Genomic DNA, 26,287 nt, shown 5'->3' on the forward strand with positions numbered 1-26,287 from the left:
GCCTAGAGTTGATTGCCGGGAAGCATCCTTGCAATCTACCGGTATTGGGAGATTGACCCGCAGCTCTGACTTGCACAAAGGACATGATCAAAGCGCCGCAAAACGCACTTTTGCGCTGCGTCAGGACTGGATTATTTCAAGGAAGCTTGCCCTTGCGATAGCCTGATACATCGTCCTGGCATCGAGTTTGCGTTTGGCTAGCTTGAGATAGAGGCGCACGGCATTCTCCGAAATCTGCAGTCTTGCAGCGATGCGCTTCGAAACGAGGCCGCGCGCCAGGAGTTGAAGACATTCCTGTTCCCGTCTGGATAGTTTCCGGTAGCCGCCGCTTGTCCGCAGCCCCCCTACGGAGAGCGCTTTCTCGTGCAGATAGTGGGAGACTATTTGAAGGTCGTGGTTGCTCAACGTGCGTAACTTTCGCCACTCAGGCGTCGACAGGTCCGACGTCACCGAAAACAGGCTGCGTTCGCCGCTCGGACCTCTGATTGGGACCGTCAGACCGCGCCGGCCGATGGCGAAGGACTCGGCCTGCCTGAAAAAGCTGCGGGTTCTTGGAGATCGTCGATCAAGATTTGACCAATCGACGGGCAGGAAGCCGGTGCGGCTGAGGTCGATGACGGGATCGATCTCGAAATAGTTCTGACCGAGATAAAGGGACGTCCATTCTTCAGGATATGTCGTGCAATAGAAAGGATGGGGGTCTGCACGATTTGCGAGGCGGACCACCAAAAACGTCAGATGGGCAAATTGGTAGCGATCTCGAATGTCAGCAACGGCAACATTTAAATCCGCTCTGCTGCGTACCCTTCGCAACATCGTCAACGACCATGACAATGAAGACTGCTGTTGATCTTCCATCGGTTTCCTTTCGAGCAGCATGGCCGGTTTGCTGTTCTTCGCAAACTCCGGGATCTGCCCTATCGCCTGGTGTGTCGGTGCCTTATGGTGAATGATCGCTGCTTCACCTGTGACGCATTTGGAAATGCGGTCTATCTGGTGCCGCCGATTCCGGAGAGATCGACCCGTATCCCTGCTTTGTTAGGATCTGTTGCACCATCGGATGTCGGTGCGTCCTGACCTTCCAGGTCTTGCGGCTTCACACCTGGGCGCGCGTCCGGCTCGATGCCCGCTTTGCCTTGCTTCGGCTCGGCGAGTTTTACGTTGCCAGGATCGGTCGCCGTAAACACCGCCTTTCCCTCGAAATATCCGCTCTGCCACGAAATGATGGCGTCCTCGAAAGCCTCGTCGACCGCGTTGCCGTACCATTTCGTGACGATACGGTAGACCTTGCCGAACAGCGCCGTCCCCATGCGAATATTCTCGCAAGCGTCGACGAGGTCCGGTTTCAACTCCGAGACATCCTTGATCCCGAGCCCGGCCGGATATTGCGTAATGCCCACACGCACGACAGCCTGCCCGACATACTCGCCGATCAGCGCCATTGCCTCATCGACAGTTTTCGCCTGCGGCACCAGAACAACGCTGTTACCGGAGCGAACCGTGACGGTGAGCGGATCAGACGATCCGGCCCGCGCGATAAACTTTTCGACGATCGCGGGCTTTAGGCCCGGATCGGCGCATTGCTGGATAAGGGCGGCATCGACCATGGCTGTTATTCCTCTGCTTGGGTGTTGAATGCAGTGACGAGGGGCAAGTTGAACAGTCGCGCCCAAGCCGCGGCGCTGGCTTGCTGTATCGCGATGATCGAAGTGCCGGATGTCCACCAGCCATTGCCGGCGGCGACAATCATGTCCGGCCCATGCAGCATCGACTGCAGTACAGGCCACACGATCAACTGCTCGTAGCAGATCAGCGGCGCGATCCTCCTGCCGCCGAGTTCGACGACGGGGTTGGCGAACAAGCCAGCCTGTGCACCACCATCTTGTTCGTTCCATGCTAGCCATGGCTGCCACATCGAGACGGGGACCGGCATGCGTTCGTGGTAGAGGATGCGCCCGCCGTCACCGGAGATCGCCACCAGGACATTGTCGTAACCGGTGCGCTCGACGACTGCAGCGCCGGCAATCACGGTAAGGCGGCTGGTTGCGAGCTCGCGTTGCCAGAACTGCTCAACGGTCGGTGTCCAGAAACCAAGTGCGCTCTCGGGAAGGACGATGAAACGAGCGCCTTCGCGTGTGGCATGTTTCACTGTGGCCGACAGATCACGCTGCTGCTCGAGCGACGTGTCGCGGCCGAGCTTTTTCCCGTGTTCGAGGTCGACGCCTCTCCATCCTTCCGGTAGGTCCGGAACTGTCCACATTGCGGCGGACCAGAGCCAGAATCCTCCCAGGATGATGGCCGCAGCCGGCCACCACCTTGTCGTCATGACAATGAGGCCGGCTGCAGCGGCGCCGAAACCTGCCCGCCCCCAACCCGGAAACACTACGCCCGCCGCCGTGATCGGATGCGCCCAACCGACTATCCCGAACGGAGGGATCGCCATCAGCACAGCCGCCGCCCCATAGCGCAGCGCCCTTGCCTGTCCCGGACGATCCGTCCAGAGCGCCGCATGGAGGATGACGAAGGCAAGCGAGGCGACAATCCAGAGAAAAAGCCCCGACCATAGATTGGACGCATAGAAATTGGCGACGCCCTGCGGCAGGCCACGCGAAGCCGCCAGAAAATATCCCGCCGACACGAAGGCCGCCGTCACCCGTGATCGCGAGAATGCCCAGAGCATCGGGAACGTCATCGCGAGCGGCAGTGCCAGGACATCTCCGCTCCAACCGAGGACGCCGACGATGATCGCGCCGCCGATCAGAACGACCTGATGAAGACGATCAGGGATTGAAGGTAAGGACAGGCCGTGCCAGGCCGAGAAGACCTGAATCCGGAATCGGGCCAAAATATCGACTATCATAGGAGCTCGCAAAGGGTGAATGGAGAAACAGTTGGTGTGACGGCACGAAACCGCCGGGATCAGGCAAGAGCATCCTGCCCTCGCCATCCCTGTCCCACAGGGACGATGCGGGAACCGAACGGCCGTCGATGAGCACGTGATCGGTGATTTCGACACGTTGTCCGGCAAGTGCCGCGACAGTCTTGATCAGCGGCGCGAACCCGCCGGCGCATAGCCCTCGCCGAAGATATCCGCGCCGCCGCGCCTCTGCGAAGACAGCTGTCATGGGTGGGCATAAAAACACCAGATCGCCGACGGCGACCGGACGCTGAAGCTCTTCGATACGCCAGAGCCCAAGCGGCTCGCTTGGGGTCAGGTTGAGCCGATAACCACGCGTGAACGCAGCCGCCGCCAGTGCGGATATAACGACGGCGGTGCCCGCCAGAAACAGATGAATGCGCCTCCGTCTCATTGCTTCAGCACCGGCGTCTGGCGCTGGGTTAGACGCTGTTCCTCGGCTTGTCTTAGCGACTGGACGGTGCGCTCATGAGCCGCAAGCTGTTGCGCTGTCCGCATCACCGGCCAGGCTTGTTTCAGCTGCTCCTTCTGCTCCGGCTTCATGCCCTCGGAGAGTTTTTCGTACAGCGTTCCGGAAGGCTCGCGCGCCGCGTTGCTCAGCAGCACCCGCTCCCCGAACCGCTCGGTCACCGCCCGGTTGAGCCCGTCGATTTCGAGCTTGGTCTCACGATTGCTGAGTGCGTAGGCCATCGCCGCCGGAAGATCGTTGCGGTCGATGGCGTCACGCACCCGCTCCAGCACGACGCGCGCTGCCGGCGACAGCGCCGGAATGTCGAGCGAGACGCGCTGGCGCAACGCCTGTTCATCAGTCGCCATGCGTTGCGTCGCCGTTTCGCGCATACGCAGATACTGCTCGAGGTCGCGCTTCAGGGCCGGAGCATTGACCTCTGCGATGCGGCGCGCCTCACGCTCCGCCTTGCTGGCAAGAATGCCAGTCTTGCCCTTCAGCGGGCCGATCGATGCCGGCTCCGCCTCGAGTTTCTGCAGCATCTGTTTCGCCTTATCCTTGTCCGCCAGAACCGCATCGAAGTTCATCGGACGGAAGGCGGCTTCCGGATCGGCAAAAACGTAGGAGAAGCGCGCCGAGACCTCCTCCCATTGCCGCCTCAGGGCCGGATCGGCGCCGAGCTTGTCACCGACCGTATCGGCAATAGAGCCGGAAAATGTCTTGATGCCTGCGACCATGGGTGTGGCCTCCTTCATCGCGTGAGTGTTCGGGGATTGGGTGAAGCCGAGGCGCGCGGCAAAGGCAGCAAGGCGCTGGCTGAGATCGACAAGTTTGGCCTTCTGGCGCAGCGTCCAGTCGAGCCGGTCGCGTACCAGCGTGCGAGCGACCTGCACGATGTGCAGGCCACGAGCCTCGGCAAAGCGCAGCGCCTCGCGATAAAGCTGGCCGCGCTCGTAGTCGAGCGTGGTCTCCTTGGCGTTCCTTCGGGAAACAACCTTGGCCAGCCCGCCATTGAAGGAGAAGGATCTCGTCCCGTAGTAGAGCTGCAGATCCTCACGATGGCGAGTCATCGCTACATAGGTCAGATGCCGATCCAGGGACAGGGAAGCGAGCACCTTGACCTTGTCGACGGTGGCGCCTTGGGACTTGTGAATCGTCGTGGCGTAGCCGTGGTCGAGATTGTTGTAGAACCGCTGTTCGACGATCACCTGTCGGCGCTGATCGCCCTCGCCCACCGTTGCGACGATGCGGTTTGTTGCGGCCTCGACGACATGGCCGATCATGCCATTCTTGACGCCGAGCGATCCCTCGTTCTTCAGGAAGACGATCTGGTCGCCGGCATCGAAACGGCGTTCGCCGTCAGCCGTTTTGAAGACATGGCCTTCACCGACAATGCCGCGTTCGACCAGCTTTTCGCGGGCCATGACATTGAGCATGCGAACATCGCGGCGCAGATGAGCGAGGATCAATGTTGTCCTTGTCTGATCGTAGTCGTGGTTCCAGTCAGCGATCAGGCGTTCGACGGCTTCGGACTTCAGGTGCGAGCCGAGCAGCCTGCCCTGGTCCTGATATGCGACGAGAGCCTTTTCGACATTCCCGCGCGCGAGATCGAGCGACGCCTTCCGCATCCAGTCCTCGCGCTGGCGATAGATGCTCTCGAGTTCGGCATAGCCAATGCGATCGACGATGGCGCGGAAGGCAGCACCCGCCTCGATCGGCTGCAGCTGTTCGGGATCGCCGACCAGCACGATCTTCGCGCCCGCCCCGACCACGGCATCGACGAACCCGGCCATCTGCTTCGAGGCGACCATGCCGGCCTCGTCCATGACGAAGATCGTCTTGTCGTCCAGAACGTCACGGCCGCGGTTCCAGCGCAGTTCCCATGACGCAAGCGTCCGGCTCTCGATGCGGGCTTCCTTCTCCAGGCCCTCAGCCGCTTTGCCTGCAAGCGCACCGCCGACAACGCGATATCCGGCCATTTCCCAGACCTCACGGGCCGCCTTCATCATCGTGGTCTTGCCGGCGCCTGCGCGTCCGACGACCGCGGCTATACGGGCAGGTCCTGCAATGCGCTCGATTGCCGCTTTCTGCTCGTCGGACAGCCGCGCATGCCGCCTGAACGTGGCGTCGAGAGCGGAGTGGGAAACGCCCCCACCCTCTCGGCTCGACAGCCACGTTGCCTGCCGCGCCATCGTCGCTTCCAGCCGGATCATCGCCCGCGTGGCGTAGCGGGCCGGCACCCTGTCGCCAGTGCCGAAATCGATCGTATCGCTCTGCAAACGGAGTACATCGGGGATCTGGATGATGCGCGCTAACAACTGCTGAAACATGCCGGGATCGTCGATATAGCGATGCAGCACCTTGGCCACGTCCCGCTCGTCGAAGACGCTTCTTTCTCGCGTGATCAGATCGAGCACGATGGCCGGATTGCGCATGATCCGGCGGGCGTTTTCCGAGCGTCGCTGCTCGTTCAACTCGATCCGTTCCAACTGCGGCCTCACACCCTGTTGCTCCGCCTTGCGCTCGATGGCCTTGGCCCCGACGCCGAGATGGATGGTGGGCTCGAGATCGATACCCTGCTTTTCGTAAGAGCGGCCGTCGACCCTCAGATCAATGCCGCCGAGCGCCAGATGATGGTTCAGCCGTGCGAACCAGCCATCCCGCAAGGCGTTGAAATCATCCGTCGAACCGGCCCATAGCTCGTAGAGGATTTTGCCGGACTTCGTTCGCACCGGCTGGCCATCCTCACCGATGACAGCAACCTTCTTCGACCCGAACCCGTCGTCGGAGAGCGGCCGCAATGTGGTCATCAGATGGATGTGCGGATTGCCGGGATTGTCGTGGTAGACCCAATCGGCAACCATGCCCTTGGCAAGGATGTGCTTTTCCACGAAGTCGCGTACCAGCGCGATATTCTGCTCCGGGGTGAGCTCCAGCGGAAGTGCTATGGTCAGGTCGCGAGCAAGCTGAGCATCGGAGCGCTTCTCGAAGGCTTCAACCTTGTTCCAGAAGGCTTCGACGGCTCCCGAGATCGACCGGTCGGCAATCAATGCTCGTGCCCATTTCGGGGCATTGGCAGGGAGCGTGAACTCCTCATGAAGCAGACCCTGTTTGCGCGTGTAGTCAATGGTGCGAGCTTCGCGTTCATATTCCATTTTTGCGCAATGCCGGTAGGCCGCAGACAGGACGGCACTGCGGCCATCGCCGCGGCTGACGATACTGGCTGAGAAATGGGCAATGGCCACGGCGCAAGACACTCCCGGTTCGACCCTCGTTCGTCGGGGGCGACGACCCCGCGACGGCCCCGCCAGGGCCGTGAGCAAGCACGTCGCATCAGCGACGTATAATTGCGCCCTTGGAGCCATTCCTTCAGAACGGCCGGGATCATCCACAGAAGCATCGCCCTTGGCGATCTGCAGATCTGCAGATGTCATTTCGAGCGCATCCGGGAGAATCTGGGCGTCGCAATTGCAACGCCCAGACTTCAAAGGAGCAACCGGAATGAAGAAGCCGTCATCGAGGATCAGGGAAGAAATCGCCAGACTGCAGGATCAGTTGAAACAGGCCGAAACCCGTGAGGCCGAACGCATCGGACGTACCGCGCTGAAGGCCGGTCTGGGGGAAATCGAGATTGACGAAGCAGAGCTTCAGGCGGCCTTCGAGGATATCGCCAAACGGTTTCGCGGAGGCAGACGTGCTGCGAGCGGGAAGAAGAACGCTGGCGAAGGCAGGACTGGCAGCGAAACATCTGCGGTGTTCACGTCTGGCGCGGATGCGGGCGGGCCTGGTGAGGCTTGAGCGGATGGCCAAGGCGATGACATCAGATGCGCGCAAAAAGGACACGCGCGAAAAAATCGAACTCGGAGGCCTGATCGTCAAGGCTGGGCTGCGATACGAGAAGCGTTCTCTGCTGCTCGGTCTGCTGATCGACGCCAACAGGCGGATCAGGGGCGACGAGACGGAAAAGGCCCGACTAGCGGCAATTGGCGCGGAGGCCTTTGGAAATGACGGCGAATAGGCTGCTTCTGGCAATCCTGCCCTCGGCAATCATGGTCTCGGCCATGATCCTGACGTCAGGCATGGAACATCGGCTGGCGGCGCTCGGAACATCCGCGCAGGCGAAGCTGATGCTGGGCCGCGTCGGGCTCGCCCTCCCCTATATGGCTGCCGCCGCGATCGGCGTCGTCGCGCTCTTCGCCGCTAATGGTTCGAAGCATATCAAGGTCGCCGGTCTGAGCACGCTGGCGGGAAGTACTGTGGTCCTCATTATCGCCATGGCACGCGAGACGATCCGCCTGGCCGCTATTGCCAGCGACGTGCCGGCCAAACAATCGGTTCTCGCCTATGCCGATCCGGCAACGATGATCGGTGCCAGCGTCACCCTCATCGGAAGCGCGTTCGCTTTGCGTGTTGCGATCAAGGGGAATGCCGCCTTTGCAATGGCAGCACCGAAGCGGATCGGTGGCAGGCGAGCAATCCACGGCGAGGCCGACTGGATGACGATGCAAGAGGTTGGAAAACTGTTTCCAGAGCACGGCGGCATCGTCATTGGCGAGAGATATCGCGTCGATCGCGATGGTGTTGCCGCCATGCCGTTCCGGGCCGATGACAAGCAAAGCTGGGGCGCCGGCGGCAAGGCGCCGCTGCTTTGCTTCGACGGTTCCTTCGGCTCGTCGCATGGCATCGTCTTCGCCGGTTCCGGGGGTTTCAAGACGACCTCGGTGACGATCCCGACCGCGCTAAAATGGGGCGGCGGTCTCGTCGTGCTGGATCCGTCGAGCGAGGTTGCGCCGATGGTCAGCAAGCACCGGCGTCAGGCTGGCCGGAAGGTGATGGTGCTCGATCCGACCGCGTCGGGCACGGGCTTCAATGCGCTGGACTGGATCGGCCGTCATGGCAATACCAAGGAAGAGGATATCGTCGCCGTCGCCACCTGGATCATGACCGACAATGCACGCACGGCGTCCGCCCGCGACGACTTCTTCAGGGCCTCGGCGATGCAGCTCCTGACGGCACTGATCGCCGATGTCTGCCTGTCAGGATATACGGATGAAAAAGACCAGACTCTGCGCCAGGTCCGCGCCAATCTGTCCGAGCCCGAGCCGAAGCTTCGAGCACGTTTGACGAAGATCTATGAGGGGTCTGAATCCGAATTCGTGAAGGAGAACGTTTCCGTCTTCGTCAACATGACGCCGGAGACGTTTTCGGGTGTCTATGCCAATGCGGTCAAGGAAACGCACTGGCTGTCCTATCCCAACTATGCCGGTCTGGTCTCTGGCGACAGTTTCTCCAGCGACGATCTCGCAAACGGCGAAACTGACATCTTCATAGCGCTCGATCTGAAAGTGCTGGAAGCTCATCCGGGCTTCGCGCGCGTCGTCATCGGTTCGCTGCTGAACGCAATCTATAACCGCAACGGCGACGTGAAGGGTCGAACCCTTTTCCTACTCGACGAGGTGGCACGTCTCGGCTATCTGCGCATCCTAGAAACCGCCCGCGACGCAGGCCGTAAATACGGCATCACGCTGACGATGATCTTCCAGTCGCTCGGCCAGATGCGCGAGGCGTATGGCGGGCGTGATGCGACGAGCAAATGGTTCGAATCCGCATCCTGGATTTCGTTTTCGGCAATCAACGATCCTGATACCGCCGACTACATTTCGAAGCGATGTGGCGACACCACGGTCGAGGTCGACCAAACCAATCGCTCGTCCGGAATGAAGGGATCGTCGAGATCGCGGTCGAAGCAACTCAACCGCCGGCCGTTGATCCTTCCGCATGAGGTTCTGCGCATGCGCGCCGACGAACAGATCGTCTTCACCTCGGGCAATGCACCCCTTCGATGCGGGCGCGCCGTGTGGTTCCGCCGCGAGGACATGAAGGCCTGCGTCGGTGAGAACAGGTTTCACAAGAACTCTTCCGGCACGCATGAACCTGTTGTGCGGTAGGTCGAGGGCGCAACGATGAGATATTGGGAAGCATGCGAAGCACAGGTGACGGCGGCCGAGGAATGCCGCAAACATGGCATCACGGCTGGGGTTCGCGAAGCCGACGGCGCGCTTATCGATAAGGACAGTGGCGAAGTCATCGGGCATCCTGACGGCTACGGAGAATTCAATGACGGAGATATCCTCGGGTTCCTCGGATATTGATCGACGTCCGTTCGACCGATGGCGCTTGGTGATTGCGGGAAGATCGTGACCCGCATAGGCGAAGACCGAAGGGCTTCGTTCGCCTTGGCGGATAGAGCCGAACGCCTCCGGCGGACCGCCCATAGCTCTCAAACGGAACTTCACGAAAATGAATCGGTCAGACGCAATCGATTCATATCTCTAGTTGGACGAAACTTGGCGGCCGAGCGATTATGCTGCCATGCTCATTCAACCCTACCAGCTCTATGTCGAACGCACGGACGAATCCCGCAACATGGCTCGCTTCTATGCCATGACGATCGAGCCCAATCTGTTTGGCGAGGTCTGCCTGACACGTCGCTGGGGCCGGATCGGAGCACAGGGCCAGATGAAGGTTCAGCATTTTGCCAGAGAGCGAGATGCTGTCGCAGCTTTCCTCGATCTTCTTCGACAGAAGCGAAGACGCGGTTACCGAGTCACCCCTTCGGCAGCCCGTCATTGATAGTCGGCGAGTTCTTGCAGACTCTGTATGACATCCCACCTCGACCACGATGAAACAGGAGCATTTGACGTTTGGCATATTCGCATGATCTCCGGCTTTTCTGCCGGAAAAGGAGGAGGCAACGCAAGCTCGCAATCCTCGCGATAGTCCCTGGCATCATAAGCGCCATCGCCCTGGCGGTCAGTGCTCCGCCAATGACACTGGCCGCACCGAATATAGCTTCGGTGAAATTTGAAAAATGCACCAACGGCCAGCGGATCACCTGCGTCGTTGACGGCGATACACTGTGGATCGATGGAACGAAAGTTCGGGTTGCAGACATTGATGGACCTGAGATCAGCGACCCAAAATGCGGCTCGGAACTTGCTCTCGGTAACCGCGCGACCGAGCGGCTGATCAAACTGGTGAACCAAGGTCCATTCGAATTGCAGGCATGGCCGGGTCGTGACAAGGATCGCTATGGCCGTACCCTCCGGATCCTCGCGCGAGATGGCCACAGCCTCGGCGATATCCTGGTCTCGGAAGGGCTGGCTCGGACCTGGACAGGTCGTCGCGAACCATGGTGCTAGCCGGCTCGGCCCGTGAAGGCCGCGCCTGTCGGCGCTCACTCGCGCCGTTCCCATTCGGTTTCGATGTTGAGCTCAACGTTCGCGAAGAACGGAATCTTAATCGCGATCTTCAGGCCGAGCTTGCGCTTGCGGAAGAGGTGACTGACGACCTTGCCAAGGATGCGAAGTCGGCGGCCGGTGGCGCTGAGAAATTTTGCGAGCTGGTGCATCGTGGATCTCCTGTCGATTGCGGTTCATTGCGGGGATGAAGAGCGGACAGGGAAGGAGGGCTGCACCCGCAGGGCCGAAGCTGAGCGGAGGACCTGATGGCGACCGAATTTCGGTGCGCGAGGAGCCGCGGCCAAGGAAAATTCTGGCGTCATCAGGTTGCAGCCAGACGCCCGGGACGCACCATCCCTGATGTCAATGAAATCGGGTCAACAGGAGATCTTCGGTACGGCGTGACGCACACGACCCGATTTGAGGCCGCCCCCTCAGAACGGTGGCTCGGCATCGACGCGGCCATCCATCTCGGCAATCGCCAGCGTGAGTCCTGCCTGTGCCAGATCGAGTTCGGCTTCGATCTGGCGGCGCTCGCAAGGGTCGATAGCGTTACGCAATTCGGCACGAAGCTCTTCGATCTGGCATTCGAGTTCGTAGGTCATCGTCTGATCTCCTATGTGAAAGACGATCAGCGGCGCCGGATAGGGAATGACGATGTCAGGGATCGCTGAAGCGACCGGCAGCGCCGGGGGGTGGGGGAGCCGATTTCGTGTTGGCGGCTCCGCTGCCAATTCGAAATTGGGGGCACCGCTCATCCTTGACGACGGCAGTCCCGTCGGCATCATCATCGGATACTGAGCAGGTTTTCTTCATCTCCGTATGGCACCAAAAAAGCCGGACCGGGCTCGATGCCGGGTCCGGCTTTGATTCTCGGTAGAGGAGAAGGCTCCGCCGATGGCGGAGCCCCGTGATGTCAATCAGTCCCGGTTCGGGCGGGACCAGATGAGCTGGAGACCGTCTTCGCCTTCCACCTCGGCGAGCGTTGCGTAGAGGGGAGCCGGGAAGCTCGGATCGTCAAGCTTGACCGAGAGATAGTCGCGGCCCTCACCGGAGGTCTTCTGCCAGGCGGCGCCCAGTTCGACGCTGCCGGCGTAGACGCGGAACTGCGGTCCCTTGTCTGAGGAGTTCTCCACCCGGGCGATGCGGGCCTTGACGTTGAGGGCGAGAGTGCGGATGGAGCCGGTGAAGCCGTTTTCGGCGGAGGTGAAGGTGCCGATGGTTGCCATTGTCGTATTCCTTTTCTCGTGTTCGGGCCGCGCCCATCGCGGTCTCGATGGCTGTCGAACAGACCGGTGACGATCGGACCGCACCTGATAAGGCCGGAACGAAGTGGAGGGCGGCAATTGCCACTTTTGTTAGTCGGAGAGGAATGGCGGCGCAGCCGGCAGGGTAAGAAAAGTGGTTGTGGCCGTTGCGGTAACACGATCGAGGCGCAGCCGGTCTCCGGTCAGACATGCCTCATCGAGTCCGCGTTGGACCGGTCCCTCGTCGCGCAGTGAAAGGAATCGCACGTTGCGGCCTCTCAAGCACCGATTGCACGCGAAAACACGGCTCCCCGCATTGACTTTAATTCGCAACGAATCAAAAGCTTGGCCCGCCTGACAGAGGAGAACACTGATGGCCGACGAAAACACAATTGAAACAACTGCGACCACCGAAGCGCCGGCCGCAGCTCTCGCCGAGAAGAAGACCCGCAAGCCTCGGGCACCGAAAGCTCCTGCCGAAGCCACTACCATCGATGCTACTGCTGCACCCGTTGAACAGCCGGCCAAGAAGACTCGTGCGAAGCGTGGCTCCAAGACCGCTCCGATCAAGGCCGAAAAGGCGGTTCCCGCACCCAAGGCGGCCGCCACACGCGCACCCCGCAAAGCTGCTGCGTCCGCTCCCGTCGTCACCTCTGTTGACGTCATTGACGATATCGCCGACCTCTTCAAGCTTGAGGAAGAGAACAAACAGCTTCGCAAGGAGCTCTCCGAAAAGCTGCGCGCCGAGAATGCGGATCTGCGCAAGCGCCTCGGGAAGGCCTGAGTTTCGGTATTCGAACGGCGCCACGCATTGCATGCGACGGCGCCGTCGATTCTTCGCCTGTTTGAGCCGAGATCAACACGGTCTTGGTGACAATGAATGACCGCGGCTATTTCCCTGCCGCAATGCTTTGAAGGTAATGTGATGAGAACACCATGGAGAGTTGTGGCTGACCTGGTGTCACGTAAACCGAAGCCAGAGAGCGCTGCAGTCGCAGCTAAAACCGTTGCGCTCGAGTACAAGCCGGTTTCTGAAGAGGAACACCCGGGCATCGAACCGGCGGCAGTCGATCGCTCCGCTGCGCAACTCAAGGCAAGCCTGCTCGATCAAGATACTAGCTCGACTGACGTCGAATCAGCGGCACCCGTTGCAGCAGAGGCTCCTGCGGCCCCAGTTGATGAGGAAGAGCCTGCTGCTCTCCTTACCCCGCAACAGCCTGAGGAGAAGTCGCCTGCTCCCACGCTGACTGAAGTTGCCGAAATACTGGGGAAGCGAGCGCCGGCACGTCGAAAGAATATTAATCCAACCGTGGAGCCTGTGGTTTCCGCCACCCAAACCGCCGAGGTTGCTCCTGCCGTCGCTGCCGTCCCGAAATCATTCATGGATGAAATGGCCGACCTCGACGCTGAGGTCGACGCGTTGCGGCGTCAGCTTGCAAAGAAGCTCATCGAGCAGAACGCGCAATTGCGCAGGATGCTCGCCAGGTTCGACGGGCGCTAATGTCGCCCCAATTCCGATAAGGGAAAAGGCTCCGCCGATGGCGGAGCCTCGTGATGTCAGTCAGTCCCGGTTCGAGCGGGACCAGATGAGCTGGAGACCGTCTTCGCCTTCGACCTCGGCGAGCGTTGCGTAGATCGGGGCGGGGAAGCTCGGATCATCGAGCTTGACCGAGAGGTAGTCGCGGCCCTCACCGGAGGTCTTCCGCCAGGCGGCGCCCAGTTCGACGCTACCGGCGTAGACGCGGAACTGCGGTCCCTTGTCGGAGGGGTTCTCGACCCGGGCGATGCGGGCCTTGACGTTGAGGGCGAGAGTGCGGATGGAGCCGGTGAAGCCGTTTTCGGCGGAGGTGAAGGTGCCGATGGTTGCCATTGTCGTATTCCTTTTCTCGTGTTCGGGCCGCGCCCATCGCGGCCTCGATGGCTGTCGAACAGACCGGTGACGATCGGACCGCACCCAGCCGGGGTCCCCAGCGCGCCTGCGCGGTGGGGTGGCAATAGGGCCGCAATGAAATGGAGGGCGGCAAGTCGCGGATTTGTTAGTGGGCAAGGAGGAGCCCAAGCTGGGGTCCCCGCTCGACCTGTCGAGTGGGGTAGACTGGGCTCCGGGGTAAGAAATCCGCGAGTTGTCGTTGTGGGAAAACGATCGAGGCGCAGCCGGTCTCCGGTCAGACATGCCTCATCGAGCCCGCAGATGGGTTGCCGGAAATTCTAACGGGAAGGGATAGGGCAGTGGCGTTCCGCCGCATTTGCCTTGGGCAGGAATGGTAGCCTGCGCCATGCCCCACTTGCACCGTCGTCGCTGCTTGCTTCAATTGGGGAAACGAGCTCCACGCAGACATCGTCCGACTTGCCCACCACGCCTCGTGCGATATCGTTGCGCTCGCGAATCACAGCCTGGAGGATCAATGCGTCAGCAGACCAAGCCGTTCATCGTCGAACGCAAACCGTCCCGCAAACCGAAACCCGACGCCGCAAAACCGTCGATCTGGGGAAGGCTGGATGCTGACATTGCACAAGGTCTTAGCGACCAGCGTGAGAAGGATCAGGCGGCCGCCACCGGTGGTGCCGACCGCGCTTAAGGGTCAGGCCGCAGCCTGCACATCCGTCTCCGGCTGCAGCGAATGCAGAAAGCTCACGGCGCGTTGAGCATGGGCTGCTGCTTGGAAGATCGCCCGCTTGTCGTTGGCCAGCACCGAGAACCAGGACTGCAGATAAGAAGCGTGATCCGGCCGCGGCTGAAGCTCCGGCGCGATACCGAGGTCGGCGCAGAGGAAGCAACTGCCAAGTTCGGCAACGAGTTCTTCCCGCGCCCGCTCCGTACGGTCCTTGGCATAGCGCGACAGGTCACGTCCGACACGATGCTCCGCCGCCGTCCAGTGGGTCGCCTCATGACTGAGGACGGCCGCGTACCCGGCGGCATCGCGAAAGGCCTCGAAGGGCGGCATCTGGATGCAGTCCATGATCGGGGAATAGTAGGCCTGGTTGCCGCCGTGCCGGATGACTGCGCCGGTATTGTGGAAGAAGCGATCGGCGCTCTCGATCCGCGCGATCGGGTCAACTGCCTTGGCCGACGGCGCGTAATAGCTGTCGGGCAACCCCTCGATCTGCTCAACGTTGAACACCGAATACGCCTTCAGGAACGGGATCTCCCGGTCGACTTCGTTGCCGTTCCCGTCCGCTTCAGACTTGGTGAAGCGGCTGGCGAAGACGACGGTCGAGCCAGTCTCGCCCTTGCGCACGGCCCCGCCCAGTTCGAGGGACTGCTTGAAGGTCATCCACATCGACGAGGCGAAGCCACGCGATATCTGCTCCGACCATAGAAGGAGCACGTTCATGCCCGAATAAGGAAGACCGTTGTGCCGCACCGGCCGGGTAATGCGACCGTCGGTGTTGGCGGCGCTCCATGGCTTCATCCAGGGACGCACGCCCTGTTCGAGGTCCTCGACGATCCGATCGGTGATCCGCGCATAGATGTCGACGCGGTTGGAATCCGTTTTCCTGCTCATGACTTGTCTCTCCGTACCTTATGACCGCGCCTATCGCGGCCCGTCACGGAGGTCCGAGGTCAGGGGCCAATGGTGTGACCAGGCACCGAAGGCCGCAACAACGTGGAGGACGGCAAAGCCGTTGCATGGGCGCCCGGCTCCTGCAGGACCGCCGAGCGGGACGGGCCGCGATAGGCGCGTCTCCAGTTTTCCTTTTAGACATAAGAAAGGCCGGCGCTGCAGGCGCCGGCCTCGGATCAGAAAGAGGAGGTGGGGTGAGACCCCGCCGAGTGCGTCATCCGAATGCAGCCATCTGAACCTCAGCTGCTTTGCGGTCGAGCGATGCGCCCGGGTTTTCGACCGGCCGGTCGAAGGGCTTCCAGGTCTCCCCGACGACCTGTTCGTAGGCCGCTACCGCGCCCTCGGCCGCCATGCGTAGCGCATGGGACTGGATACCCATGTCAGCCGCAAATTCCCGCTTGCGCTGAGCGCCGCTGTCATAGCCGACCGGACCGTCGAGATCCTCATCGCGGGCATCGTTGGATGCCTTGGCGGTTGCGTCGCGTGCTTCGGTAACGGCGCGGGAGTAAAACTGCCCGGCGCCATGCGCCGATCCGACAAAAGCCCCGATGATGCGCTGCAGGTGTATCTGCATGGCCTTCTCGCCCAAGCCTTCTGAGAGGCTGTCGGCGGTCTCGACGATCAGCCGCTCATGCAGCCTGCGGATGCCATCGCTGTCGACGATCGTAGTGCCGAAGCTTTCGGCGATCTTGAGTGCCTGGGTGGCGTCTGGGCAGGTGTGGCGGACCATTTCCAGGGTGGTGCCGCGACGAGATTGCGATACTCGTGTGTTGGAGCGGTTGGGAGTTGCGGGCTTGGCCATGTCTGTTCCTTCCTTGACTGCCGAAGCGGTTCCGGCCCGTGCCGGTCTGCCCTTCGATGCGGCTGACTAAGAACCGGCAAAGGACGGGCGGCTTCATAGGTCCGATCCGGCTGAACCAGCCGGGTAGGTTTGCGGGCCAGCAGGTTTTGACCTGCTTGGGACCGCTGGCCTGCCCTGTGCAGTGAGGCTGGGTTGGCCGCCCCGCGGCGCGACAGCGGCCTTGAAACGACTGGCCGCTGGTTCAGACCGCAGCGAACAAGAAGGGCAGTCCGGTACGGGGGCGACCTCGAATCCCAGCCCGAAGTAACCGGCATATCCGCGCCCCGTAATCCGGCGCTGATCAGGATCATCTTCAATGGTCGAGCGTACCTTTGAAGTGCTGGTTCAGCACGATCGGGACATCAACTGCCTATCCAAAGCGGCGATAGGCAAATCGAGTACCGTCAGCGTCGAGATATTGCTTTGGCGCGGTTTGATGCGTGAGCCGGGTCACTGAAAGCCTCGATTTCTGCGGAATGTACGTTGAACCTCATCTGCCGGCGATGCCGACCGAACGCTTATCGGACAGCCAGCACACGAGCCGGATCTACGGTGCCACCACGATGCTTCGGCGCGCCGACGATGATCGTCGCGCCATGCGGTGGAACCTCGTGGAGGTTGGCGACGCATTCCGGGCCCCAGCGCCCCCCCCGGCAGCCAAATGCGGTGGGTCGGAAAGTCGGTCGCGGCACCGGCGTCCAAGGAGAGCGTATCGACGGCAAGGCCAACTACGCTTGTCTCGTCCAGCAGGTATTGAGCAGCCTGTGCGTCCACGCCAGGAAAGTGAAGTTTGCCGTCAACGTCGGCATTTCGGAACTTGTCGTCGCCGACGAAACGCCCCCAGCCCGACAGCATCGCCACGCAAGCGTTGTCGGGCATGGACCCATGATGTTGAATCCAAACCTCAAGGTCCGAGATAGACAGCCGCGCATCGGGATCGGCTGCCACCTTTTCACGGATGTCGATGACGCACAGCGGCACGACGAGCTGAGCGGCCGGGACCTCGCTGGCCGATCGCCCGTTCTCGGAGAAATGCAGCGGCGCGTCGAAATGCGTCCCCACATGCTCTGTCGACATTATGGTGTCGATGTTGATGCCCGCCTTTTCGAAGGCGAGCTGCCTGCGTCGCGAAAACTGCTTCTGCCCGATGAGAGTCGGGAAATCCTCATGCAGCTCGTGCGTCAGATCGATCACACGCTCCGCCCCGATCGCCAAAAAACTCATCGCCAATCTCCTGTCACTCCGCCGTCTCCGGTCATGCGAACCGTCAGCCCAGCGCCGCTCTCTCGGTTTCTGAAGCATGCGGGCCGCACACCACACCTCACCGGACGTGCCTTCCCATGAAGTCCAGGATCAGGCGTGCAATCTCGTCCGTCTTTTCGTCGAGCGCGAAATGACCAGCGTCCAGCAGGTGAACCTCCGCGTCGGGAAGATCCCTCTTGAACGCCGTGGCGCCTGGCGCCACGAATGACGGGTCGTTGGCGCCCCAGGCCACAAGGGTCGAAGGCCGGTGCTCGCGGAGCCAGGCCTGCCACGTCGGGTAAGACGCAACGTTGGTTCGATAGTCGTACAGCAGCGCCGCCTGGATCTCACGCTGTCCGGGTTGTGAAAGGTGGGCGAACTCATCGGTCCACGTGTCCGGATTGTAGCGCTCCGGATGGGCGCTACCCGCCGTGTGGCGCTGCTCGGTCGCGGCAAGCGACAAGAAGGCGTCGAGCACCTCCGGATGGCCCTTCGGGTTCGCCCAATATTGCGCGATCTGGGACCACTTCGGGCCAAGCCCTTCCTGGTAGGCATTGCCGTTCTGTGTGATGAGCGCCTGCAGCCGTTCCGGATGCGTCAGCATCATCCGGAAGCCCACCGGGGCGCCGTAATCATGGATGTAGAGGGTGTAGCGGTCGACCTTGAGGCTCGTCAGAAGATCATTCATCACCTGCGCAAGATGGTCGAAGGTGTACGCGTATGCCGAGGCCGCCGGCGCGTCGCTGTGACCAAATCCCGGGAAGTCAGGAGCGATCACATGAAAACGAGGGGCCAACAGAGGGATGAGCGTGTCAAATTCGCGCGACGACGACGGAAAACCGTGTAGCAAGACAATCGTCGGGGCATTGGCAGGCCCGGCTTCGCGATAGAAGACACCGGTCCCGTCGACCTGCACGCGGTGATATGTCGTGGTCTCGGTGGTCGATTCCAGCGTTGCAGCATAAACCGGCGTGGCAAGCGCAAGCGCCACCGATGTCACGGCGGCCGCTGTAGCCAAGCGGTCCTTTATGCGATCGAATAGTCTTTTGGCCATAACAAAACTCCACGCGAATCCGCGTTTGTGCTTTAGGAAAACAAGGGCCGTCAGAAGCCCAAGTCTGTGAGGCCCGGATGATCGTCCGGGCGGCGGCCCAACGCCCAGCGAAACCTTCGCTCAGCGTCGGCGATTGGGTGTTCGTTGATGCTCGCGTATCGGACGGCCATAAGGCCGTCGGCGTCGAACAGCCAATTCTCGTTGCCGTAGGCGCGAAACCACTGGCCGCCATCTTCGTGATATTCGTAGGAAAACCGGACAGCGATACGGTTGCTGGTGAACGTCCAAAGCTCCTTGATGAGCCGATAATCCAGCTCGCGTGACCACTTTCGAACGAGGAAAGCCTCGATCTCCGCACGGCCCACCGGAAATTCGGTTCGGTTTCGCCACCGGCTATCAGACGTGTAGGCGAGCACCACACGGGCCGGGTCGCGCGTGTTCCAGGCATCTTCGGCGGCGCGAACCTTCTGGATCGCTGTTTCCTCGGTAAACGGGGGTATCGGTGGACGGCTCATGTTCATCTCCTGGCGTTGCTTCGCATCGAACTGGCCAGGCGACCTCCGCTCCGACCCTAGATTGCCTCAATTCATCACCGCCCGCCCGGTCACTGAGACCCGGGCCGGCGGGCTTTCTGGCTTCAGACGAGTTTTGATTCCCCGCCATCGACCCGCAGGGCCGTCCCGGTCATCCAATGGCTCTCCGGCGCGAACAGGAAAGCAATGGCGTTGGCGATATCGTCGGGCTCGCCATAGCGCGCGATCCCGATCTCGACCGCGAACTTCTCCGTCGCCTCGTCGAGCCCCAGACCATGCGTGTCGGCATATCCCTGCAGCATGGACCGCCGGCGATCGGTCATGACCGAACCCGGAAGGATTGAATTCACCTGAATCCCGTCCTTGATGCCGCGATCGGCGAATGCCTTGGCGAGTGCGACGATCGCAGCATTGATGGTTCCAACGGCAGCGAGCGAGGCCTTCGGAGTGTAAGCCGACGTTCCCGACGTGATGACCACCGAACCCCGCGACGCCTTCAGCGCATCCCACGCCGACAAGGTCAGGCGACGCGCTGAGTGGAACTTCAGCGCGAGGCCGTCGTCCCATTGTTCGTCGGTCAGCGCGAAGAGGTCGGCCTGGAGGACCGCGCCGGCTATGCAAGCCAACGCATCGATACGTCCGAAATGTTTGAGTGTCGCCTTGACGACTGCTCCGCTTGCTTCCGGCTCCCTCAGGTCATGGGACAGCGCGAGCGGTTCGGCACCCGCCGAGCGAACCAAGTCGGCGGTTTCTGTCAAGGATTCGGCCGAGCGCGCGACAAGGGTCACAGCCTTGAAGTCTCGCGCCAACCGGATCGCCGTGCCGCGGCCGATGCCCCTGCTGGCGCCGGTGACGATCGCGACCCGGCTCATGACCGAGCCCCTTCCACGGCCAACGTGTCGATGTACTGACGAAACCGCGCGATCTGACCGTTCTTGATTGTCCAGACGTGCGCGTAGCGAGCCCGAGCTTCTTTGCCCGTCGTTGCGTGCCTGCCGGTGAAATCACCCAGAGACACCACGGTGTCGCCGTCGACGATCAACTCCGTCGGAACCAGCGAATGCTGCGACCACTCCGCCATCAAGGGCTTGAAAATTCCGTCGACGATGCCGACGAGCCCAGGGCCAGTGACCTTGTAGTGCCACATGGTCGTCCATTCGATGTCGGCGGCGATCAGGTCGAGGACGCCGGCGACATCGCCGACGCCGAGCCTCTCGTAAAAGCTGCGGACGATTTCTGCGGGGTTTTGCATGTCAGTCTCCTAAAGCGGTCGCGATGCCGCCATCTCATTGGTCCAATCCAAGGGGCGTCGCCTAAAGCGACGCCCAGGGCACAGTGACGGCCTCAGCCGACGTGCTTGGCGAGGAATTCGCGCATCGCGGCGCCGATCTCGGCTGCGTGGGTTTCCAGCGCGAAGTGGCCGCTGTCGACGAACCGCACGTCGGCCGACGAAACGTCGCGCTTGAAGGCCTCGGCGCCCGGCGGGATGAAGAACGGATCGTTCTTGCCCCAGACCGCCAACACGGGCGGCTGATGCTTGCGTAGATAGGCTTGGATAGTGTCGTACAGCGCCACGTTCGACTGGTAATCCAACAGGAGATCGAGCTGGATTTCATCGTTGCCCGGCCGGGACAGATAGAAGTCGTCGAGATTGCGACCGTCCGGCGACACGAGGCTCGGGTCGGCGACGCCGTGGGTGTATTGGAACAGCGTCGTCTCGGGAGCCAGGAAACCCCGCAACGCATCTCGATTGGCTTGGCTTGGGTCAATCCAGTAGGCCTGGACCGGTGCGAACGCCTCCGACACGCCCTCAAGATAGGTGTTGCCGTTCTGCGTGATGATCGCGGTGACGCGCTCGGGATGCGCGACGGCAAGACGAAAGCCCACCGGCGCGCCGTAATCGAAGACGTACATCGCGAACTTGTCGAGACCGATCACTTCGGTGAAACGAGCGATCACCTTGGTAATGTTCTCGAAGGTGTAGACGAACTTGTCCCGCGACGGCTGCTCGGTCTGGCCGAAGCCCGGCAGATCGGGAGCGACGACGTGATATTTGTCGGCGAGTTCGGGGATCAGATCCCTGAACATATGGCTGGCACTCGGGAAGCCGTGCAGCAGCAGGACCGTAGGCCGGGCTGTGTCACCGGCTTCGCGATAGAAAAGCTTGAGGCCGTCAACATCGGCGGTCTTGAAACGAACAGTCATGGTACTTCTCCTTATTGAGGGTGTGCGAGAGGTTTCACAGGCGCGCCATTGCGCCTGCGTTGTAAAAGTCGAAAAGTCAGGGTCGTCAGGCTGGCCGACGAGCGCCGATTCTGGGAAAGTCGATTTCCGTCTTCAGCGCCTCGTTGACGAAATTGGTGAAGACGTTGAGAGCGACATGGGCGATGATCTCAACGATCTGAGCGTCCGAGTACCCAGCGCGTCTCACGTCGTCGACATCCAATTCCGTCACATGCCCGCGCTCGCGAACAAGTTTCCTTGCAAACCGAAGGGATGCATCGACGACGATGTCGTTTGATGCGCCATTCCGGTTTGCCGTGATCTCGATGTCATCCAGCTTGCCGAGCTTGCGAACCCGAAAGGTCTGGGCGGATAGGCAGTAATCGCAGCCGTTGACCTCGGCCACCGTCAGCGCAATGCGCTCAGCAACGAGGCTGTCCAGAGCACCCTGATCAAGCGCGGACTGGAAGCTCAGCACCGCTTGAAGCGCGGCCGGGCTATTGGAAACGACCCGGTAGAAGTTCGGGATCGCGCCAAGCCTGTCATTCACCTGCGCAAGGAGGGAGCGAGACTGCGAGGGCGCTTCATCCACACTGGGCGTCGGTATCTGCGACATTGGATTGTTCCTGACCACGTTCGTTCGATTTGCCTGCCAGAAAAGAAGTAACGCCTTCCACATTCCGCGATTAGCCACTAAGACTGAAAGCCAGACTTCCGCTTTACGAGAGGCTTTATGGATCGATTTGAGGCTATGCGTACCTTGGTCGCCGCGGTGGATGGCGGGAGCCTGTCGGCCGCCTCACGGGCCTTGAACATCCCCTTGCCTACGGTCAGTCGCCGTGTTTCGGACCTTGAGGCCATGCTTGGCTCGCAGTTGGTGGTGCGCACAAGCCGCAAGCTACTGCTCACGGAGGCGGGAACCGCCTATGTCGCCTCGGCGCGGCGCGTGCTTGACGAACTGGCTGAAGCCGAACGGGCTGCCTCAGGCGAGTACCGGGCGCCCCGCGGCGAGCTGCTGATCACCGCGCCGATCATGTTCGGCAAAATGCATGTTGCCCCGGTGATCCATGACTTTCTTGGGGCTTACCCTGAGGTCACGGTCCGGCTGGCCCTGACCGATGGTGTCGTCGACCTGGTTGAATCCCATGTCGACGTCGCGGTGAGGCTCGGTAAGTTGCCGGACAGCGCGCTTGTCGCCAAGCGCGTCGGCGAGGTTCGTTGGGTGACCTGCGCGAGTCCCGACTACCTGGCTCGACGGGGTTCGCCTTCGTCTCCGGACGAACTGGCCGAACACGACTGCATCGCCTACGAGGGGCTCGAGCTATGGCGGGACTGGACCTTCGCCGGCCCGCGAGGCGAACAGACGACGATTATCCGCCCACGCTTTTCCGTAAATACGGCTGATGCTGTGATTGCTGGCGCTGCCGCTGGGCTCGGTATCGCCTACATCATTTCTTATCAGGCAGCAGACAGTGTCCGTGACGGGGTCCTGGTGCCGATCCTGCGCGATTGGGCGCCGCCCCCTTTTCCGGTGCAGATCGTCCATACCCCCCGCCCGCACCAACCTCTGAAACTCAGGGCATTCCTGGATTTCGTGGCACCCCGACTGCAACAGCGGCTACGTGCCATCGGACAGATATACGAGCAGGATGATGGAGCAGTGGTCAGCCAAGGGCTTAACTGAAAATGGACGTCATCTCGCTTTCGCCTAGGGCCCCGCTGGGCCTTATGTTCACCGCTTAGTCCGGTCACACGTCAGAAGGAGCGGGCCGCCTCGATCGAAGCAACCCGCTCCCTGCGGTGGCGGCGCCAGGCGGGCCGATCTCGCTAGCCTCGCATGCCCGCCGCAATCGCCTTCATCCGGTTCGGCGTGTCACCCATCTGCTCGCCCATCTGGGCCATGACGGAATAGCGGATGTGGGTCGGAGCGGTATGCGCATTGCCCGCATTGAACGGTGGGGCCGGCTCGTATTCCAACGCAAGCTGAACACATTGGGCTGCATCTTCGCCACGCAATTCCGAAATCAGTGTGAGGGCGAAGTCGGCGCCGGCCGTCACGCCTCCACCGGTGATGATATTACCGTCACGCACGACCCGTGAGTCGTCGGGGATCGCTCCGAAGTCGGGCAGGAGGCTCCGCCACGCCCAGTGGCAAGCTGCCCGGCGCCCCTTAAGGACGCCGGCGGCGCCGAGGATCAACGAACCTGAGCAGACCGAGGTCACATAGGTGGCCCCGTCCGCCAGACGGCGAACCGCAGCCATGAAACGCGCGTTTTCCATCATATGGATGGCGCCCAGCCCACCAGGCACGCAGAGAACGTCGCACGTCTCGATGGCTTCAAGATCCGCCAACTCGCCGAAGGACAGGCCCTGCGAAGTCACTGGGCCCCCGCCAAGCGATGCGACTAAGACCTTGATGTCGGGGATCATCGTCAGAAACTGATGCGGAGCTGTGAAGTCGAGCTGCGTGACTTCGTCGTAGACGGGAATGACAACTGTAGTCATGGAAGTTCTCCTCGAAGAGGTTGGGGTTCATTCACAATGGAGTCAGGGTTAAGGTAGTGGTTGCTTGTCGTCAGATTCAGCGCCGTAATTGGTCTGGACGACCGGGAAGTCGATCTCAGTCTTGGCGACGGTATTCAGCAGGTTGGTGAAGCTGTTCTGAGCCACGACCGCGACGATTTTGACGATCTCGGCATCGTCGAAGCCTGCACGCTTCACGGCTGTGATGTCTTCGTCGCTAACGCGGCCACGATGTCTGGCCACCTTCGCAGCAAAGTTTACCGCTGCGTCAGCGCGTAGATCCTTCGATGCGCCTCTGCGATTAAGCGCAATCTCTTCCGGAGCCAGTTTCGCGAAGTTCGTGGCGATGTAGCTGTGTGCCGACAAGCAGTAATCACAGCCATTCACTTGTGCGACCGCGATCGCGATACGTTCCCTCGTCTTGACGTCGAGAGCCTTGGAAAGGCCCGCCTGAAGTGCTGTGAAGGCTTCCAGCGCGGCGGGGCTGCTGCCGAGCAACCGCGCCTCGTTGGGCACGACGCCCAATGTTCGATAAACGAAATCCAAAATTGGCTTGCTGGCGGCTGGCGCGTCGTCACGAGCTGATATTCTTGGGCGTGGCATTGAAATGCTCCGAGTGGCAATGCGTCCGTTCGCAGCCAGCGCTAGTGGTTTCTAAGGGTGCCCCAGCCGAACACGCGTCCCTTAAAAGAGGCACGTGTGGCCGGCCGGTGGCATCTGGTTGAAGGGCGTCGCCGCCGCTTACTGGACGTTTGTCAGGTACTTCTCGAACGGAACAGATGCGCTCTTACGGGTCTGAAGCGGCGGGAAGGTCGCGTCGATCTCGGTCTTGAAGGTGTTGTTGAAGATGTTGGTGATGAAGCTGAACGCGGTCTCGGCGACGATGTCGACGATCTCAGCCTCGCTGAAGCCAGCGGCTCGAACCGCCTCGACATCGGCGTCCGAGATGTGGCCGCGACCAGTAGCAACCTTGTAAGCGAACTGGAGCGCAGCGTCGGCCTTGGGGTCGGTCGAGTGACCTTCGCGGTTCAGTTCCATGTCTTCAGCGCTCAGGCCCTGGAGCTTGGCGCCGAGATAGGTGTGCGCCGAGAGGCAGTAATTGCAGCCATTGACCTCGGCCGTCATGACGTGGATGCGCTCGCGGGTCTTGTGGCCGAGGCTTTTGCCCAGCGCGGCATGCATGTCAGCAATCGCCTTCAGCGCGTCCGGCGACTGTGAGATCATTGCGAAGAAGTTCGGGACCAGACCGAGCACCTTCACGTAGTTCTGAAGGATCGGCTGAGACTTCGTGGGGGCTTCTTGAAGGGTGGGGATTGCAATGCGAGCCATTTCGTTTCTCCTTTACTTCCGAGCCACCTCGGCTTCGGTGAGGAGAATATGCGGCATTACATTCCATCGAATAATGCGCTGAATTCGAGAGTGTAACTTCCATCCAGCGTAAGGGTCGACCTCCCGCCTCTCACTTCAGCTTCGACAGGACCGATCGCAACTGGCTGGCCGCAAAGTCCAGGAACACCCTCATTTTAAGGGGCAGCATTCCGTGGGCCGCATGGACGAGATGAACCGGAATTGGGCTCACGTCGAAATCCTGCAGCACTTGCACAAGCGTGCCGGCTCTCAGCTCGTCGGCGCAATGATAACGGAACACCCGCGTCAGACCGGTGCGCCGCAACGCCGCCTGGATCGCGGCCTCTGCCCCTGTCACCGACAGCCGAGGGGTGATGTTGACCTCGAACTTCTGCTTGGAATTCGGGTCCTGAAACGACCAGGTGGTCGTCGACGGGCCTGCAAACACCACGCAGGGAAGCGCCTCGAGATCCTTTGGATGCTTCGGAACGCCGTGGGCCGCGAGGAAATCCGGCGATGCACAGACGAGCGTGTCCATGGAGCCGACGCGGGTCGCGATCATACTGCTGTCCGGCAGTGCGCCGAGCCTGACCGCCATATCGACGTGGTCGTCGTAGAGGTGAAGGTTCTGGTCCGAGAGGAGCAGCCGAACGTTGATCTCTGGATACGCAGCGAGGAAGTCGGTGACGATCGGCAGGATATACATCTGCCCGAACAGCATCGGCGCTGTGAGAACCAGTTCGCCGCGGGGAGTCCTATACTCGCCCGATGCGGCTCGCTCGACCTCGTCTATATCCTCCATGATGCGCCTGACGCCGTTGACATAGTTCTCGCCGGCGTCGGTCAGCGTCAGTTTTCTGGTGGAACGCTGAAGTAGCTTGGTGCCGAGATAAGCCTCCAGCTCGCTGACCTTCCGGCTCACCGTCGGTAGCGGCATGTTTAGCGCTTTCGCCGCCGCCGTCAGGCTGCCCTTTTCGACTGTCAGCAGAACGATCGTCATCGCCTCCAATCTGTCCATCGCTTCTTCCACCCCCTGAAAACGTTCAGCCAGTCAGGGGCAATTTATTCCCTTGAGCGAAACATCGCAATCAACCGGCCAGCGCAT

General features: G+C 61.2%; 33 protein-coding genes. 11 read left to right on the plus strand and 22 right to left on the minus strand.

All coding sequences use genetic code 11. The features are described 5' to 3' along the window. Positions 1–120: 120 nt before the first annotated feature. The 5 genes from FHT28_RS30330 to traA all read right to left on the minus strand — a co-directional run bounded on the left by FHT28_RS30330 (position 121) and on the right by traA (position 6,610). Positions 121–879 carry a LuxR family transcriptional regulator gene (locus FHT28_RS30330; protein WP_348645041.1) on the minus strand — a complete coding sequence of 253 codons (759 nt, stop codon included), beginning with the start codon at positions 877–879 and terminating at the stop codon, positions 121–123. 110 nt (positions 880–989) lie between these two features. Then, positions 990–1,607 carry a TraH family protein gene (locus FHT28_RS30335; RefSeq protein ID WP_168598207.1) on the minus strand — a complete coding sequence of 206 codons (618 nt, stop codon included), beginning with the start codon at positions 1,605–1,607 and terminating at the stop codon, positions 990–992. 5 nt (positions 1,608–1,612) lie between these two features. After that, entirely contained in the window at positions 1,613–2,860 is a 1,248-nt protein-coding gene (locus FHT28_RS30340) for a conjugal transfer protein TraB (RefSeq protein ID WP_168598208.1), read from the minus strand. Next, on the minus strand, positions 2,781–3,311 hold the full coding sequence (traF, locus tag FHT28_RS30345) for a conjugative transfer signal peptidase TraF (protein ID WP_168598209.1): 531 nt from the start codon (positions 3,309–3,311) through the stop codon (positions 2,781–2,783). Before traF ends, FHT28_RS30340 begins: the two co-directional genes overlap by 80 nt. Beyond that, the gene (gene traA / locus FHT28_RS30350; protein ID WP_168598210.1) at positions 3,308–6,610 is read right to left on the minus strand and encodes a Ti-type conjugative transfer relaxase TraA; all 3,303 of its coding nucleotides are present in this window, start codon (positions 6,608–6,610) and stop codon (positions 3,308–3,310) included. Before traA ends, traF begins: the two co-directional genes overlap by 4 nt. A gap of 256 nt (positions 6,611–6,866) precedes the next feature. Between traA and traC the strand changes: the two genes are divergently transcribed. The 6 genes from traC (at position 6,867) to FHT28_RS30380 (ending at position 10,567) form a co-directional block, all read left to right on the plus strand. Next, positions 6,867–7,163, plus strand: a complete 297-nt coding sequence (gene traC / locus FHT28_RS30355; protein ID WP_168598211.1) for a conjugal transfer protein TraC — start codon at positions 6,867–6,869, stop codon at positions 7,161–7,163. A 4-nt stretch (positions 7,164–7,167) separates the two neighbouring features. Further along, positions 7,168–7,383, plus strand: a complete 216-nt coding sequence (locus tag FHT28_RS30360; RefSeq protein ID WP_047563694.1) for a type IV conjugative transfer system coupling protein TraD — start codon at positions 7,168–7,170, stop codon at positions 7,381–7,383. Next, positions 7,370–9,313: a Ti-type conjugative transfer system protein TraG gene (gene traG / locus FHT28_RS30365; protein WP_168598212.1), complete on the plus strand. Its 1,944-nt coding sequence runs from the start codon at positions 7,370–7,372 to the stop codon at positions 9,311–9,313. Before FHT28_RS30360 ends, traG begins: the two co-directional genes overlap by 14 nt. 15 nt (positions 9,314–9,328) lie before the next feature. Next, positions 9,329–9,517: a hypothetical protein gene (locus tag FHT28_RS30370; RefSeq protein WP_168598213.1), complete on the plus strand. Its 189-nt coding sequence runs from the start codon at positions 9,329–9,331 to the stop codon at positions 9,515–9,517. A 220-nt stretch (positions 9,518–9,737) separates the two neighbouring features. Then, a complete protein-coding gene (locus FHT28_RS30375; protein WP_168598214.1) occupies positions 9,738–9,998 on the plus strand; it encodes a WGR domain-containing protein in 261 nt (86 codons plus the stop codon). A gap of 224 nt (positions 9,999–10,222) precedes the next feature. Beyond that, on the plus strand, positions 10,223–10,567 hold the full coding sequence (locus tag FHT28_RS30380) for a thermonuclease family protein (RefSeq protein ID WP_318284068.1): 345 nt from the start codon (positions 10,223–10,225) through the stop codon (positions 10,565–10,567). Positions 10,568–10,602: 35 nt separating this feature from the next. Here the strand turns inward: FHT28_RS30380 and FHT28_RS30385 are convergent, their stop codons facing one another. From FHT28_RS30385 to FHT28_RS30395, 3 genes are all read right to left on the minus strand, one after another. Next, entirely contained in the window at positions 10,603–10,776 is a 174-nt protein-coding gene (locus tag FHT28_RS30385) for a hypothetical protein (RefSeq protein ID WP_168598216.1), read from the minus strand. Between the two features lie 264 nt (positions 10,777–11,040). Beyond that, positions 11,041–11,211: a hypothetical protein gene (locus tag FHT28_RS30390; protein ID WP_168598217.1), complete on the minus strand. Its 171-nt coding sequence runs from the start codon at positions 11,209–11,211 to the stop codon at positions 11,041–11,043. Positions 11,212–11,526: 315 nt separating this feature from the next. Next, entirely contained in the window at positions 11,527–11,835 is a 309-nt protein-coding gene (locus FHT28_RS30395) for a DUF736 domain-containing protein (protein WP_168598218.1), read from the minus strand. Positions 11,836–12,226: 391 nt separating this feature from the next. On the opposite strand from FHT28_RS30395, the gene FHT28_RS30400 reads away from it, so the two are divergent. Then, the gene (locus FHT28_RS30400) at positions 12,227–12,637 is read left to right on the plus strand and encodes a SyrB-like regulator (protein ID WP_168598219.1); all 411 of its coding nucleotides are present in this window, start codon (positions 12,227–12,229) and stop codon (positions 12,635–12,637) included. Between the two features lie 96 nt (positions 12,638–12,733). Continuing rightward, positions 12,734–13,354 carry a hypothetical protein gene (locus FHT28_RS30405; RefSeq protein WP_168598195.1) on the plus strand — a complete coding sequence of 207 codons (621 nt, stop codon included), beginning with the start codon at positions 12,734–12,736 and terminating at the stop codon, positions 13,352–13,354. A 60-nt stretch (positions 13,355–13,414) separates the two neighbouring features. On the opposite strand, the gene FHT28_RS30410 is transcribed toward FHT28_RS30405, so the two are convergent. Further along, positions 13,415–13,723 (minus strand): DUF736 domain-containing protein, encoded by a 309-nt coding sequence (locus FHT28_RS30410; protein ID WP_168598220.1) that lies wholly within the window; start codon positions 13,721–13,723, stop codon positions 13,415–13,417. 535 nt (positions 13,724–14,258) lie between these two features. Between FHT28_RS30410 and FHT28_RS30415 the strand changes: the two genes are divergently transcribed. Beyond that, positions 14,259–14,432, plus strand: a complete 174-nt coding sequence (locus FHT28_RS30415) for a hypothetical protein (protein WP_168598221.1) — start codon at positions 14,259–14,261, stop codon at positions 14,430–14,432. Between the two features lie 3 nt (positions 14,433–14,435). Here the strand turns inward: FHT28_RS30415 and FHT28_RS30420 are convergent, their stop codons facing one another. Continuing rightward, on the minus strand, positions 14,436–15,359 hold the full coding sequence (locus FHT28_RS30420) for a zincin-like metallopeptidase domain-containing protein (protein ID WP_168598222.1): 924 nt from the start codon (positions 15,357–15,359) through the stop codon (positions 14,436–14,438). Positions 15,360–15,633: 274 nt separating this feature from the next. Continuing rightward, a complete protein-coding gene (locus FHT28_RS30425) occupies positions 15,634–16,221 on the minus strand; it encodes a hypothetical protein (RefSeq protein WP_168598223.1) in 588 nt (195 codons plus the stop codon). A 355-nt stretch (positions 16,222–16,576) separates the two neighbouring features. Between FHT28_RS30425 and FHT28_RS30430 the strand changes: the two genes are divergently transcribed. Beyond that, positions 16,577–16,717 carry a hypothetical protein gene (locus FHT28_RS30430; RefSeq protein ID WP_168598224.1) on the plus strand — a complete coding sequence of 47 codons (141 nt, stop codon included), beginning with the start codon at positions 16,577–16,579 and terminating at the stop codon, positions 16,715–16,717. Here the strand turns inward: FHT28_RS30430 and FHT28_RS30435 are convergent. The 7 genes from FHT28_RS30435 to FHT28_RS30465 form a co-directional block, all read right to left on the minus strand. Further along, a complete protein-coding gene (locus FHT28_RS30435; RefSeq protein WP_168598225.1) occupies positions 16,711–17,484 on the minus strand; it encodes a cyclase family protein in 774 nt (257 codons plus the stop codon). The two genes, FHT28_RS30430 and FHT28_RS30435, sit on opposite strands and share 7 nt — an antisense overlap. Before the next feature lie 97 nt (positions 17,485–17,581). Continuing rightward, a complete protein-coding gene (locus tag FHT28_RS30440) occupies positions 17,582–18,556 on the minus strand; it encodes an alpha/beta hydrolase (RefSeq protein WP_168598226.1) in 975 nt (324 codons plus the stop codon). 50 nt (positions 18,557–18,606) lie between these two features. Beyond that, positions 18,607–19,071, minus strand: coding sequence for a nuclear transport factor 2 family protein (locus FHT28_RS30445; protein ID WP_168598227.1), 465 nt, complete (start codon positions 19,069–19,071; stop codon positions 18,607–18,609). A 122-nt stretch (positions 19,072–19,193) separates the two neighbouring features. After that, positions 19,194–19,961 (minus strand): SDR family oxidoreductase, encoded by a 768-nt coding sequence (locus FHT28_RS30450; RefSeq protein WP_168598228.1) that lies wholly within the window; start codon positions 19,959–19,961, stop codon positions 19,194–19,196. After that, complete coding sequence (locus FHT28_RS30455; protein WP_168598229.1) at positions 19,958–20,341, minus strand: nuclear transport factor 2 family protein; 384 nt, start codon at positions 20,339–20,341, stop codon at positions 19,958–19,960. The genes FHT28_RS30450 and FHT28_RS30455 overlap by 4 nt, the downstream gene beginning before the upstream one ends. A 92-nt stretch (positions 20,342–20,433) precedes the next feature. Beyond that, positions 20,434–21,294: an alpha/beta hydrolase gene (locus tag FHT28_RS30460; protein WP_168598230.1), complete on the minus strand. Its 861-nt coding sequence runs from the start codon at positions 21,292–21,294 to the stop codon at positions 20,434–20,436. 85 nt (positions 21,295–21,379) lie between these two features. Then, positions 21,380–21,928, minus strand: a complete 549-nt coding sequence (locus FHT28_RS30465) for a carboxymuconolactone decarboxylase family protein (RefSeq protein ID WP_168598231.1) — start codon at positions 21,926–21,928, stop codon at positions 21,380–21,382. A 117-nt stretch (positions 21,929–22,045) separates the two neighbouring features. On the opposite strand from FHT28_RS30465, the gene FHT28_RS30470 reads away from it, so the two are divergent. Then, positions 22,046–22,996 (plus strand): LysR family transcriptional regulator, encoded by a 951-nt coding sequence (locus tag FHT28_RS30470; RefSeq protein ID WP_168598232.1) that lies wholly within the window; start codon positions 22,046–22,048, stop codon positions 22,994–22,996. A 143-nt stretch (positions 22,997–23,139) separates the two neighbouring features. Here the strand turns inward: FHT28_RS30470 and FHT28_RS30475 are convergent, their stop codons facing one another. The 4 genes from FHT28_RS30475 to FHT28_RS30490 form a co-directional block, all read right to left on the minus strand. Further along, entirely contained in the window at positions 23,140–23,817 is a 678-nt protein-coding gene (locus FHT28_RS30475; protein ID WP_168598233.1) for a DJ-1/PfpI family protein, read from the minus strand. A gap of 48 nt (positions 23,818–23,865) precedes the next feature. Next, positions 23,866–24,438, minus strand: coding sequence for a carboxymuconolactone decarboxylase family protein (locus tag FHT28_RS30480; protein WP_168598234.1), 573 nt, complete (start codon positions 24,436–24,438; stop codon positions 23,866–23,868). A 138-nt stretch (positions 24,439–24,576) separates the two neighbouring features. Continuing rightward, complete coding sequence (locus tag FHT28_RS30485) at positions 24,577–25,164, minus strand: peroxidase-related enzyme (protein ID WP_168598235.1); 588 nt, start codon at positions 25,162–25,164, stop codon at positions 24,577–24,579. Positions 25,165–25,294: 130 nt separating this feature from the next. After that, positions 25,295–26,200, minus strand: coding sequence for a LysR family transcriptional regulator (locus FHT28_RS30490; protein WP_047563424.1), 906 nt, complete (start codon positions 26,198–26,200; stop codon positions 25,295–25,297). Between the last annotated feature and the right edge of the window lie 87 nt (positions 26,201–26,287).

It is taken from the genome of Rhizobium sp. SG570, assembly GCF_012275345.1.
Lineage (GTDB): Bacteria > Pseudomonadota > Alphaproteobacteria > Rhizobiales > Rhizobiaceae > Rhizobium > Rhizobium lusitanum.

Coding starts and splice junctions, on each gene's coding strand:
- FHT28_RS30330 (WP_348645041.1), bottom strand. CDS start 879: ATGCTGCTCGAAAGGAAACCGATGGAAGATCAACAGCAGTCTTCATTG.
- FHT28_RS30335 (WP_168598207.1), bottom strand. CDS start 1,607: ATGGTCGATGCCGCCCTTATCCAGCAATGCGCCGATCCGGGCCTAAAG.
- FHT28_RS30340 (WP_168598208.1), bottom strand. CDS start 2,860: ATGATAGTCGATATTTTGGCCCGATTCCGGATTCAGGTCTTCTCGGCC.
- traF (WP_168598209.1), bottom strand. CDS start 3,311: ATGAGACGGAGGCGCATTCATCTGTTTCTGGCGGGCACCGCCGTCGTT.
- traC (WP_168598211.1), top strand. CDS start 6,867: ATGAAGAAGCCGTCATCGAGGATCAGGGAAGAAATCGCCAGACTGCAG.
- FHT28_RS30360 (WP_047563694.1), top strand. CDS start 7,168: ATGGCCAAGGCGATGACATCAGATGCGCGCAAAAAGGACACGCGCGAA.
- traG (WP_168598212.1), top strand. CDS start 7,370: ATGACGGCGAATAGGCTGCTTCTGGCAATCCTGCCCTCGGCAATCATG.
- FHT28_RS30370 (WP_168598213.1), top strand. CDS start 9,329: ATGAGATATTGGGAAGCATGCGAAGCACAGGTGACGGCGGCCGAGGAA.
- FHT28_RS30375 (WP_168598214.1), top strand. CDS start 9,738: ATGCTCATTCAACCCTACCAGCTCTATGTCGAACGCACGGACGAATCC.
- FHT28_RS30385 (WP_168598216.1), bottom strand. CDS start 10,776: ATGCACCAGCTCGCAAAATTTCTCAGCGCCACCGGCCGCCGACTTCGC.
- FHT28_RS30390 (WP_168598217.1), bottom strand. CDS start 11,211: ATGACCTACGAACTCGAATGCCAGATCGAAGAGCTTCGTGCCGAATTG.
- FHT28_RS30395 (WP_168598218.1), bottom strand. CDS start 11,835: ATGGCAACCATCGGCACCTTCACCTCCGCCGAAAACGGCTTCACCGGC.
- FHT28_RS30400 (WP_168598219.1), top strand. CDS start 12,227: ATGGCCGACGAAAACACAATTGAAACAACTGCGACCACCGAAGCGCCG.
- FHT28_RS30405 (WP_168598195.1), top strand. CDS start 12,734: ATGACCGCGGCTATTTCCCTGCCGCAATGCTTTGAAGGTAATGTGATG.
- FHT28_RS30410 (WP_168598220.1), bottom strand. CDS start 13,723: ATGGCAACCATCGGCACCTTCACCTCCGCCGAAAACGGCTTCACCGGC.
- FHT28_RS30415 (WP_168598221.1), top strand. CDS start 14,259: ATGCGTCAGCAGACCAAGCCGTTCATCGTCGAACGCAAACCGTCCCGC.
- FHT28_RS30420 (WP_168598222.1), bottom strand. CDS start 15,359: ATGAGCAGGAAAACGGATTCCAACCGCGTCGACATCTATGCGCGGATC.
- FHT28_RS30425 (WP_168598223.1), bottom strand. CDS start 16,221: ATGGCCAAGCCCGCAACTCCCAACCGCTCCAACACACGAGTATCGCAA.
- FHT28_RS30430 (WP_168598224.1), top strand. CDS start 16,577: ATGGTCGAGCGTACCTTTGAAGTGCTGGTTCAGCACGATCGGGACATC.
- FHT28_RS30435 (WP_168598225.1), bottom strand. CDS start 17,484: ATGAGTTTTTTGGCGATCGGGGCGGAGCGTGTGATCGATCTGACGCAC.
- FHT28_RS30440 (WP_168598226.1), bottom strand. CDS start 18,556: ATGGCCAAAAGACTATTCGATCGCATAAAGGACCGCTTGGCTACAGCG.
- FHT28_RS30445 (WP_168598227.1), bottom strand. CDS start 19,071: ATGAGCCGTCCACCGATACCCCCGTTTACCGAGGAAACAGCGATCCAG.
- FHT28_RS30450 (WP_168598228.1), bottom strand. CDS start 19,961: ATGAGCCGGGTCGCGATCGTCACCGGCGCCAGCAGGGGCATCGGCCGC.
- FHT28_RS30455 (WP_168598229.1), bottom strand. CDS start 20,341: ATGCAAAACCCCGCAGAAATCGTCCGCAGCTTTTACGAGAGGCTCGGC.
- FHT28_RS30460 (WP_168598230.1), bottom strand. CDS start 21,294: ATGACTGTTCGTTTCAAGACCGCCGATGTTGACGGCCTCAAGCTTTTC.
- FHT28_RS30465 (WP_168598231.1), bottom strand. CDS start 21,928: ATGTCGCAGATACCGACGCCCAGTGTGGATGAAGCGCCCTCGCAGTCT.
- FHT28_RS30470 (WP_168598232.1), top strand. CDS start 22,046: ATGGATCGATTTGAGGCTATGCGTACCTTGGTCGCCGCGGTGGATGGC.
- FHT28_RS30475 (WP_168598233.1), bottom strand. CDS start 23,817: ATGACTACAGTTGTCATTCCCGTCTACGACGAAGTCACGCAGCTCGAC.
- FHT28_RS30480 (WP_168598234.1), bottom strand. CDS start 24,438: ATGCCACGCCCAAGAATATCAGCTCGTGACGACGCGCCAGCCGCCAGC.
- FHT28_RS30485 (WP_168598235.1), bottom strand. CDS start 25,164: ATGGCTCGCATTGCAATCCCCACCCTTCAAGAAGCCCCCACGAAGTCT.
- FHT28_RS30490 (WP_047563424.1), bottom strand. CDS start 26,200: ATGGACAGATTGGAGGCGATGACGATCGTTCTGCTGACAGTCGAAAAG.